The sequence below is a fragment of the Methylobacterium sp. WL7 genome (genome assembly GCF_008040085.1).
Lineage (GTDB): Bacteria > Pseudomonadota > Alphaproteobacteria > Rhizobiales > Beijerinckiaceae > Methylobacterium > Methylobacterium mesophilicum.
On sequence record NZ_VRVG01000199.1, the window covers coordinates 1 to 6465 of the forward strand.

The window sequence follows — 6465 nt, forward strand, 5'->3', positions numbered from 1 at the left end:
TCACGGGGCGGGTCCTTCGACGGGGCGGTTCTTCCGGACGCGGAGAGCGATCTGTTGCCGGGTGCCTAGACCCATGCGGGCGCCGCCGCAATGCGGCCTGCCGCCCACACGCCCGCCTCACAGGATGGCGTCGATGCCCTTCCGGTCAGCCAGGGCGAGCAGCTTCAGCGACGGCCCGCCGGGCTTCTTCTCGCCCCGCTCCCATTTGCTCACCAGCGCGGTGGTCACGTTGAGCGCCCTGGCGAAGATCGCCTGGCTCATTTGCGCGGTCTCGCGGATGGCCCGGATCGCCTCCGGCGCGAGGTCCTCGACCGGCGTCAGGCACGACACGTCGAACCGGCGCATCGTGGCCTTGTCGATGGCCCCGGCGGCATGGAGGTCCCGGGCCACCAGGTGGGCCGACCGGAGCGCGTCACTGCGGTAGGTCGTCTTCGGTTCGGTCGTCTTCGGTTCGGTCATCGTCGATTCGTCTCCAGCCGTGCGCGGCGGCGGATCGCGGTCAGCGTAACCCGTTCGATCCGGGCAGCGAAAGGTCTGGCACAGCAAGCCGCGCATCTTGCCGGAGGACAGCATGGCTCTTCGCAGTACGCTTCGCCCGCTCCTCGGGGCGGCCCTCGGGCTCGGGCTGGCCGGGGCGCTGCTCCTGCCCCGGCTTCCGGCCTTCGCCGAGGAGGCGCCGCGCCGCCTGCCGGAGGCCGCGACCCGCTCGACCGAAACGCCCGGCGCCCGGGTGGCGGTGTTCGCGGGCGGCTGCTTCTGGGGCGTGCAGGGGGTGTTCCAGCACGTGCGCGGGGTGCGCGGGGCGGTCTTGGGCTATGCCGGCGGCGCGGCCGCCGACGCCGACTACAAGGCCGTCAGCCGCGGCGGCACCGACCACGCCGAGGCGGTGGCGGTGACCTACGACCCGGCCGTGATCCGCTACGACGAGCTCCTGCGGATCTTCTTCTCGGTGGCGCTCGACCCGACGCAGGTGGACCGGCAGGGGCCCGATGCCGGGCGGCAGTACCGCTCGGCGCTGTTCCCGCAGGATGCCGAGCAGGCGCGGGTGGCGCGGGCCTACATCGCCCAGCTCGGCGCGGCGAACGCCTACGCCAAGCCCATCGCCACCCGGATCGAGCCCGGCGCGGCCTTCTACCCGGCGGAAGCCTACCACCAGGACTTCATGGCCCTGCACCCCGGCCACCCCTACATCGCAGCCAACGACGCGCCGAAGCTCGACGCGCTGAAGCAGCTGTTCCCGGAGCGGACGGCGCCGCAGCCGGCGCTGGTGAACCAGCCGCCGGCGTGAGGCCGACGCCCGTGCGGGCGCGACGACCGCGGGCCCGCACGGGCGGCAATCCTCCGCATCGTCCGGCCCCGAAAACGTAACCGCAGGCGCCTCTACCCGACGCACCGGCCGGCCCCGCCACCACGACCGCGTCGCCCAAAAATCCCACCCCCACGGCCTTCGTGCACGGCAGCTCGAACCCGGGGCCGGTTGACACCACCCCCGCCATCGCCAACACCTCGCGCCCGCCGCTTCCGGAGCGGCGAACCCGGGAAGACCTGTGACACGATGGCGGTGACGCGCACCTACCTCGACTTCGAGAAGCCGGTTGCCGAGCTGGAGGCCAAGCTCGAGGAATTGCGCGCGGTCGGCGAGCGCGACGGCGCGGTCTCGATCTCCGAAGAGGTCGGCCGGCTGGAGGCCAAGGCCGGCCAGGCCCTGGCCGAGATCTACGCGAGCCTCACGCCCTGGCAGAAGACCCAGGTCGCCCGCCATCCGCAGCGCCCGCATTTCGTGGATTACTGCGCCGGGCTGATCAGCGAGTTCACGCCGCTCGCCGGCGACCGCACCTTCGGCGAGGACGAGGCGATCCTGGGCGGCTTCGGCCGGTTCCGCGGGCGCCCGGTCTTGGTGCTCGGCCAGGAGAAGGGCGCCACCACGGAGGCGCGGCTGCGCCACAATTTCGGGATGGCCCGGCCCGAGGGCTACCGCAAGGCGGTGCGCCTGATGGAGACCGCCGACCGGTTCGGCCTGCCGGTGATCGCCTTCGTCGACACCGCCGGCGCCTATCCGGGCATCGAGGCCGAGGAGCGGGGCCAGGCCGAGGCCATCGCCCGCTCCACCGAGGCGTGCCTGGCGCTCGGCGTGCCCAACGTCGCCGTGGTGATCGGGGAGGGCGGCTCGGGCGGCGCCATCGCGCTCGCCACCGCCAACCGGGTGCTGATGCTGGAGCACGCGATCTACGGGGTGATCTCCCCCGAGGGCGCCGCCTCGATCCTGTGGCGCGACCAGGGCCGCGCCCACGAGGCCGCCACCGCCATGAAGATCACCGCGCAGGACCTGCTGCGCCTCGGCGTCATCGACGGCATCATCCCGGAGGCCACCGGCGGCGCCCACCGCGACCGCGAGGCGGCGATCCGCGGCGCTGGCGACGCCGTCGCGGACGCGCTCGCCCAGTTCGACGGCCTGAGCCCCGTGGAGATCCGCGACCGCCGGGCGGAAAAGTTCCTCGCCATCGGCCGGACGCTGTGAGCAGCCCAGGCGCGACGGGCGGCCTGCTGGGCGCCCTCGGGCGGCTCCTGGGGCGGCGCGACGCGCGCGAGCCGGGCGGGCACAACCACGTCTCGCTCGGCTGCAATTGCCAGATGGCGCACGTGCTCAAGACCCTGGACCTGCGCCACTGGTCCGGCCCGCTGGACTGGATCTTCTCCATGCCCGGCATGGTCCGGGATTGCCTGGACGACGACTTTGCCGCGCTCACCGACCGGGACCAGCTCGAGAGCATCCCGGAGGCGGAGCGCCGCGGCCCCGACATCTGGCGCGGCCGGCACCGGCTCTACCGGGAGCGGCACGGGCTCGAATGCGTGTTCAACCACCACGACCCGGCGGCGAACGCGGCCGATTACGCCTTCCTGGCCGAGGGCGTGCGCCGCCTGCGCGTCGCCCTCGACACCCCCGGCACCCAGAACCGGCTGTGGATGATGACCCACCTCCACACGCCCCGGGAGACGGTGGAGGCGATCGACGACCTTCTCGCGCGCCGGGCGAGCCGCAACCACCTGACCTTCCTGCAGCTCCGGCCGGACCATCCGGGCGTCGCGGTGGTGGAGGCGGCCGACCTGCGCCCGACCTTGCGCTGGCTGACGGTCCAGACCCGCTCGACCCCGGTCGGCCTGCGGCTGGCCGACCCGGCCGAGGACGCCGAGCTCGTGGAGATCATCCGCACCGAGGCGGCCCGGCCGCCGGAGGTGTTCGGGTGAGCTGTCTCATTGCTCCGGCTCACCCCCCGCGCATCCGCGCCGCCAGAAAATCCACCAGCACCCGCACCCGGGCCGGCAGGCCCACGCCGCCCACGAACACCGCGTGGATCGCCTCGCGGTCCTGCGGATTGAACGGCTCCAGCAAGGGCACCAGCCGGCCGGCCGCGAGGTCGTCGGCGATGTGGAAGGTCCCGACCCGGGTGATGCCGACGCCGCCGAGCGCCAGCTGCACCAGGGTCTCGCCGTTGTTGGCCGCGATGGTGCCGTGCACCGGCAGGACGAAATCGCGTCCGTCCTCGCGGAACGGCCAGCCGGGCTCGCTGCGGCGGAAGGTGAAATCCAGGCAGTTGTGGCCGGCGAGGTCGGCGGGCCGGCGCGGCGTCCCGGCCCGGGCGAGGTAGGCGGGGGCGGCCACCACGGTCCGGCCGGTCTCGCCGAGCCGCCGGGCGGTGAGCGGGCTGTCGGCCAGGGGCCCGAACCGGATGCCGATATCGGCCCGGCCGCCGAGCACGTCGGCGATCTCGTCGCTCAGGTCGATCTCGACCACGATGCCGGGATGCTCCGCCACGAAGGCCCCGAGCAGCGGCACGATCACCAGGCGGCCGTGGGCGGTGGCGGCGCTGACCCGGACCCGTCCGCGCGGAGAGCCCCGGTCGGACAAGGCCGTCTCGGTCTCGTCGAGGTCGGCCAGGATGCGCCGTGCCGCGCGCCCGTAGGTCTCGCCCTCCTGGGTCAGGCGCAGGGTTCGGGTGGTCCGGACCAGGAGTTGCACGCCGAGCCGCGCCTCGATCCGGGCGACGACCCGGCTCACGGCCGAAGGGGTCAGCCCGAGCCGGCGCGCCGCCGCCGACAGGCTGCCGGCCTCCGCCACCGCCACGAACACGGCCATGTCCCCGGCGCGGTCGACCCCGTCGCGCTGCATGCGTGACACCCCTGCACGGATCCCGATCCGCCGCGCCGGCCTAACGATCGGCCGGCGATTCGGCCATGTGCAGGCGCGGACCGGACGACCTCCGGCGAGGCACTCAGGCGGCGTCCGGGACGGGCGTGATGCGGGCGAGCTCGTCGCCGATGGCCGAGAGCAGCGTCTCGCTCTCGAACTGCATGTGCAGATTGAGCCAGAACTGGTGCGAGGTCCGGAACAGCCGGGCCAGCCGGAGCGCCGTATCGGTGCTGATGCCGATCTCCTCCTTCACGATCCGCTCGATCCGCGAGCGCGGCAGCCCCAGTGCGCGCGCGACGGCGCCGGCCGAGAGGCCGAAGGGGGCCATGAATTCCTCGCGCAGGATCTCGCCGGGGTGGACCGGCGGATGCGCATCGAACGCCTCCGCCCGGTCGAAGATCCGGCGCAGATCGGCGATGGTTTCGGCGCTGTGTGCCATGGGATGAATCTTGTCGTCGGTGGTCGTCATGACACCCTCGGGCAAGGCCGAATGCCTCAGTGATAGTCGGTGAACTCGACCCGGTCGGGACCGGAGGCGGTCCAGATGAAACAGATGCGGAATTGGTCGTTGACCGCGATAGCGTGCTGACCCACGCGATCCCTGCTCAACGGATGAAGCCTGGTCCCCGGTCGATCGTTGAGGTCGTCGAGCGACGTTGCGGCATTCAATGCGATGAGCTTGCGGCGTGTCGCTTTGAATAGGTCGGCCGGAAAACCTTTGGGGCAACGCCCGGCGAAAACAGCCTGTGTGAGCGCATCGTGAAAGCCCAGAATCATCGCACCGGCCCGGACCGCGATGACTGGTATCTGTACCACTGAGTGCAACAATCCGCAATCCTGTGGGTCGGTCGCATGCCCGGCCGCGCAAGCGGGTGACGGACCCGCTGATCGTCCCTCCCACTGGGATTTATGACTGAAACGCACAGATCTCGGTCCCGCCACTGGGCTACTCCCCTCACGCCGAATCCGCCACGTGCGTCTCCGGAACAACCGGAGCCTCCTCATGGCGATCAATCCTCCCCTGCTGGCCCTGGCGGTCGGCGCCTTCGGCATCGGCGTCACGGAGTTCACCCCGATGGGCATGCTGCCGCTCATGGCCGGGGATCTCGGCGTCTCGATTCCCGCCGCCGGCCTGGTGGTCAGCGCCTACGCGCTCGGCGTCCAGGTCGGGGCGCCGCTGATGACGCTGGCCGCGGCCCGGGTGCCCCGGCGCCGGCTGCTGGTCGGGCTGATGGCGATCTTCACGCTCGGCAACCTGCTCGCGGCCATCGCCGACAGCTATGCCATGCTGGTGGTCGCCCGGCTGGTCACCGCGCTGAACCACGGCGCGTTCTTCGGGATCGGCTCGGTGGTGGCCGCCGGGCTGGTGCCGCCGGAGCGCCGGGCCGCCGCGGTGGCGTCGATGTTCTCGGGGCTGACCGTCGCGACGATCGGCGGCGTGCCGCTCGCCGCCTGGGTCGGCAAGGTGCTCGGCTGGCGGGCGGCGTTCTGGGGCATCGCCATGATCGGCGCGGTCGCCATGCTGGCGCTGCGCCTGGCGCTGCCGGAGCTGCGGGTCGAGAGCCGGGATGACCTGCGGGCCGAGTTGCGTGCCCTCGGCCGCGGCCCGGTGCTCGCCGCGCTGGCGCTCACCATGGTGGGGTTCAGCGCGATGTTCACGCTGTTCACTTACATCGTGCCGATCCTGCGGATCGAGACCGGCGCAACGAGCCTGTTCGTCACCGCGATGCTGGTGCTGTTCGGGATCGGCCTCACGGCCGGCAACTGGCTGGGCGGTCGCCTCGCCGATCGCTCGGTGGACGGGACCATCCTCGGATCCCTGGCCGCCCAGATCGTCGTCCTCGCGCTGTTCGCCTGGGGCATGCGGGGAGAAGCATCGGCGGCGCTGCTGATCGTCGTGTGGGGGATCGCGAGCTTCGCCATCGTGCCCCCGCTGCAGATGCGGGTCATGGATGAGGCCGGCGCCGCGCCCAACCTCGCGGCGGCGATGAATATCGGTGCGTTCAACCTCGGCAACGCCATCGGGGCGGCGGTCGGCGGCGGCGTGATCGATGCCGGGCTCGGCTACGGGGCCGTGCCGCTCGCCGGCGCCGCCATGGCGGCGCTGGGCCTCGCCTTCCTGCTGTGGCTGCGCCGGGACGGACGGGTGCGGGCCGCCGCGGCGGCGCGCTGCGGATAAAGGATTCGGTCAGTCGGCCTTGGCTGCAAGAGCTTGAACCACCGCGCGTTCCCTCCCCCCTTTGCGGGGGAGGGTGGCCCCCGAAGGGGGTCGGGAG

Annotated in this window: 8 protein-coding genes; 4 read left to right on the plus strand and 4 right to left on the minus strand. The window is 72.4% G+C overall.

From position 1 onward, the window contains the following. Positions 1-117: 117 nt before the first annotated feature. Positions 118-459 carry a DNA-binding transcriptional regulator gene (locus FV233_RS27570; RefSeq protein WP_147899429.1) on the minus strand — a complete coding sequence of 114 codons (342 nt, stop codon included), beginning with the start codon at positions 457-459 and terminating at the stop codon, positions 118-120. A gap of 112 nt (positions 460-571) precedes the next feature. Between FV233_RS27570 and msrA the strand changes: the two genes are divergently transcribed. From msrA to FV233_RS27585, 3 genes are all read left to right on the plus strand, one after another. Then, positions 572-1288 (plus strand): peptide-methionine (S)-S-oxide reductase MsrA, encoded by a 717-nt coding sequence (gene msrA / locus FV233_RS27575; RefSeq protein ID WP_147899430.1) that lies wholly within the window; start codon positions 572-574, stop codon positions 1286-1288. A gap of 267 nt (positions 1289-1555) precedes the next feature. Then, complete coding sequence (locus tag FV233_RS27580) at positions 1556-2518, plus strand: acetyl-CoA carboxylase carboxyltransferase subunit alpha (RefSeq protein WP_147899431.1); 963 nt, start codon at positions 1556-1558, stop codon at positions 2516-2518. Next, the gene (locus tag FV233_RS27585) at positions 2515-3246 is read left to right on the plus strand and encodes a DUF1796 family putative cysteine peptidase (RefSeq protein ID WP_147899432.1); all 732 of its coding nucleotides are present in this window, start codon (positions 2515-2517) and stop codon (positions 3244-3246) included. Before FV233_RS27580 ends, FV233_RS27585 begins: the two co-directional genes overlap by 4 nt. Positions 3247-3265: 19 nt before the next feature. Here the strand turns inward: FV233_RS27585 and FV233_RS27590 are convergent, their stop codons facing one another. The 3 genes from FV233_RS27590 to FV233_RS27600 all read right to left on the minus strand — a co-directional run bounded on the left by FV233_RS27590 (position 3266) and on the right by FV233_RS27600 (position 4966). Further along, on the minus strand, positions 3266-4168 hold the full coding sequence (locus FV233_RS27590) for a LysR family transcriptional regulator (RefSeq protein WP_147899434.1): 903 nt from the start codon (positions 4166-4168) through the stop codon (positions 3266-3268). 103 nt (positions 4169-4271) lie between these two features. Continuing rightward, positions 4272-4658, minus strand: a complete 387-nt coding sequence (locus FV233_RS31780) for a HigA family addiction module antitoxin (RefSeq protein ID WP_308447713.1) — start codon at positions 4656-4658, stop codon at positions 4272-4274. A gap of 26 nt (positions 4659-4684) precedes the next feature. Next, entirely contained in the window at positions 4685-4966 is a 282-nt protein-coding gene (locus FV233_RS27600; protein ID WP_147857715.1) for a type II toxin-antitoxin system RelE/ParE family toxin, read from the minus strand. A 226-nt stretch (positions 4967-5192) separates the two neighbouring features. On the opposite strand from FV233_RS27600, the gene FV233_RS27605 reads away from it, so the two are divergent. After that, positions 5193-6368, plus strand: a complete 1176-nt coding sequence (locus tag FV233_RS27605; RefSeq protein WP_147899433.1) for an MFS transporter — start codon at positions 5193-5195, stop codon at positions 6366-6368. Positions 6369-6465: the final 97 nt, after the last annotated feature.